The sequence below is a fragment of the Bartonella florencae genome (assembly GCF_000312525.1).
GTDB classification, from domain to species: domain Bacteria; phylum Pseudomonadota; class Alphaproteobacteria; order Rhizobiales; family Rhizobiaceae; genus Bartonella; species Bartonella florencae.
In genome coordinates this window covers 1-751 of the sequence record NZ_HE997493.1, presented here as the reverse complement: position 1 = coordinate 751, position 751 = coordinate 1, and the positions used below count along the sequence as shown (strand labels likewise).

Below are 751 nucleotides of genomic sequence, written 5' to 3'. Positions count from 1 at the left end.
CCAGCAGAGGGGCAAAACACTGGAGCCCCAACCACCCACACCCAGCCCCCCACGTATTCACAAGACAACCAAGCGCCCTCCAGCACGCCTACTGCTCAGCCCACACTCCGCGCAACTGGCGGACAAAATCAAGCCAAAAGCCGCACAGTGATAGCCAAAGGACAACGTCTTCCCAAAGATTGGCAAGCAGATATTGGAGCAGCGATTTTAGAAGGTTTGAGTGAAGAACAAGCCCGTTGGCAAGAAAAGAAATTTCGCGACTATTGGCATGCCAAAAGTGGCAGAGAAGCCCTTAAAGTAGATTGGCAAGCCACATGGCGCAATTGGTTTCGCCGAGAGATTGAACGCATAAAGGAACATCAAGAAAGGCTTGCTATTTTTTCATCGCAGAATCGTCTCTCAGCATCGAACGGCGAAAATGAAGCCCTTTACCGCAGTCTCATCAACTACCAGACGAACTAACATGCACACATTTTACAGATTTTTTTGGGATCAAAACGCAAGCCCCCGCAAACCACACACCACAACACCCCCAAACCGACAGCCAGTCACGGCCCACCCATGTCTCCACATCTCACCATGCCCCCCACACGCACCCACGCACCCACGCATCCACGGCACCCTACAGCCAACACCATACCTCACAACCAAACACCATACCTCACCACAACGCCCCTAAACCGACAGCCAGTCACGGCCCACCCATGTCTCCACATCTCACCATGCCCCCACACGCACCCACGCATCCACG

General features: G+C 53.5%; 1 pseudogene. It reads left to right on the top strand.

Annotated elements, in window-relative coordinates:
- A pseudogene (locus tag BN202_RS09000) lies at positions 1–462 on the top strand (YdaU family protein); the annotation flags it as partial.
- Between the last annotated feature and the right edge of the window lie 289 nt (positions 463–751).